The organism is Vibrio sp. 10N.222.46.A1, assembly GCF_041473595.1.
Classification (GTDB): domain Bacteria; phylum Pseudomonadota; class Gammaproteobacteria; order Enterobacterales; family Vibrionaceae; genus Vibrio; species Vibrio tasmaniensis_A.
The window spans coordinates 1-2,438 of record NZ_JBFRSN010000023.1 but is presented as its reverse complement, the minus strand read 5'-3'; the positions used below and the strand labels follow the sequence as shown (position 1 = coordinate 2,438).

The following is a 2,438-nucleotide window of genomic DNA, read 5'->3' as shown; positions in this document are numbered from 1 at the left end:
TAATTGATACACAGTACTGCCGGTGGTTACAACATCATCAATTATCGCGACGTGAGAGGGGATATTTCCATGAAAGTCTTGTTTTCTAAGCGTAAAAGCACTCTTTAGATTGTGTAATCGCGCGGATTTAGTTAGCCCTTGCTGAGAAGCTGTTGAGCGAATTCGACGGAACAGCACCTCATCTTTAACGCCAAGTTCTTGAGCTGTGTAATTAGCGAGCAGCTGACTTTGATTAAAGCCACGATGAATATATCGACGCCAATGCAGAGGGACACTGGTGACCATCGAAGCAGGATGTTCGATACGTGAAGCTAATAGCTTTGACAGATCGCGTGCAAACCAAAACTTATCGGCGTACTTCATTTGCTGAATGTAACGTGCTGTTGGAAAGGTGTAGTCCCCAACACAATAGAGACGATGCCAAGGTGGAGGCTGTGATAAACATTGCCCGCACTGCTCTACTGTGAGCAGCGTTTTTAAACCACATCGTCGGCAGCGAGGAACTGGATCAAAGAGTTTGAGACAATAATTACACCATCTAGGGTGAGTATCGCTGTGCGACTTATCTAGCTTACACAGGTCGCATTGAGGTGTGACCAGACGTGGTGTGTGTTTTTGTAGCCAATCGGATAACATAGCTCGTGATGCTTTTGGGTTATGGTGTTCCTTTTACTCACAATACTGAAAAGCGCGGATTATCGCTGATGGAAAAAGTAGGGAATATCGAGAATGAGTGACACGTTATATTGGCATGTTTCTGGGCAAGGGCCTGATTTAGTGTTGGTTCACGGCTGGGGAATGAACGGTGCGGTATGGCAACAAACCGTTGATGCGTTAGAAGCTGATTTTCGAGTGCATGTTGTTGACCTTCCTGGCTATGGACACAGTTCTCATTGCCACGCTCAAGATCTTGAAGAGATAGCTCAGCAATTGTTGGCCGAAGCTCCAAAGCAGGCTATTTGGGTCGGTTGGTCACTGGGTGGCTTGGTCGCAACACACATGGCTTTGCATCACTCAGATTACGTAAGCAAATTGGTGACTGTTGCCAGTTCTCCTAAATTCGCCGCTGCAAAAGAACCCGTGTTATGGCGAGGTATTCAGCCAAACGTATTAAGCGCATTTACCGAACAGCTGGTTAAAGATTTCCAAACCACTATCGAACGCTTTATGGCACTGCAAGCCATGGGCAGCCCTTCTGCAAGGCAAGATGTAAAACAACTCAAGCAAGCGGTACTGTCTCGTCCGCTTCCGAATCCTGATTCTTTATTGGCCGGCTTAAAGATGCTGTCTGATGTTGACTTGCGTGAACAACTGCCGGAGATTTCAGTGCCTATGCTGCGTTTATACGGGCGACTGGATGGATTGGTGCCAATCAAGGTAGCAAAAGATCTGGGTAGAGCGCTGCCTCATACCGAGCAATATATATTCACGCAGTCTTCACATGCGCCGTTTATGACAGAAGCCGATGCCTTTTGCAGTGAACTAGTTAGCTTCGCGCAAAAATAATCACTAAATTTATTGCCGGATTGGTCGATATATAACCTAATACCAATCACTGTAAGTGTTCAAAAATAGCGTAGGAAAAAGGCTTGAGAACAAGGCTGCTTTTTTTTGACAAGTAGTTTTGATAAGTAGTTATTCTACAATCAAAAGTTCTAACGCCGTTATCGAGCATTTTAACAAGCTAGGATGAGCAGTTATTTACTACGATTGGTATAACACCAAGGCATTGCATGATACTCAGACCTAACTCTCTCATGAGTTGATTGCGGTAAGTTGGGCTATGCCTGTTGTGCTGACTCAGTACGACAGCGTTATGGCAACAGAGATGGGCGATTCTTGAGGAGAGTTCGCGATGATTGTGTCACCTGCAACTGCAGTAAGTGTGCCACTAATCGCCCCGTCCGTTAATGTGCAAACAGAGCAAGTTGCGCGTGATAATAGAGTCCGAGAACCTGTTGCTCCCGCAGTAGCATTGGCGAGAACCAATGCAGAGCGTAAGGTAAAATCAGACGATAAACGAAGGCAGCAGTCGGCTTGGGATCCTTCAGACCATCCAGGTTATGAAATGGAGAACGAGTCAGAGGCCAATTCGGTTAGCCATGAAAAGCCACAAGATCCTTTTGACAGGCTGTTCAGCTTATTGGCTCTGAGAACATACAGTGCTGATCAAGGAAAGGGCTATACCATGCGTTTCCGCCTGCCAAAGCATGTTTTAGATGCGGCGATTCAGGAGGGACAGATGGAGAAACGACGTAAGGTCATAAAATATCATTATGGTCATGCTGTTGCGCCTCATGCTCCATCAGAGATGTTAGTCGTATTATAGTTATACTCTTCATACTTGAAGCTGCAGTGTTGTTAACTGCGTAAGTTCACCCTAATCACATAGAACCTCTATGCTCATAGGGATGAACTTACTTGTTGCCTAGCTGCAA

At 45.7% G+C, this 2,438-nt stretch carries 3 protein-coding genes; 2 read left to right on the top strand and 1 reads right to left on the bottom strand.

The features are described 5' to 3' along the window. Positions 1-636: ComF family protein (locus tag AB4496_RS01015; protein WP_372130501.1), on the bottom strand; the 636-nt coding region annotated here is incomplete at its 3' end. Positions 637-729: 93 nt separating this feature from the next. Between AB4496_RS01015 and bioH the strand changes: the two genes are divergently transcribed. Then, positions 730-1,506 (top strand): pimeloyl-ACP methyl ester esterase BioH, encoded by a 777-nt coding sequence (gene bioH / locus AB4496_RS01010; protein WP_017099269.1) that lies wholly within the window; start codon positions 730-732, stop codon positions 1,504-1,506. A gap of 349 nt (positions 1,507-1,855) precedes the next feature. Next, positions 1,856-2,329: a hypothetical protein gene (locus AB4496_RS01005; RefSeq protein ID WP_009848010.1), complete on the top strand. Its 474-nt coding sequence runs from the start codon at positions 1,856-1,858 to the stop codon at positions 2,327-2,329. The last annotated feature ends 109 nt before the right edge of the window (positions 2,330-2,438 follow it).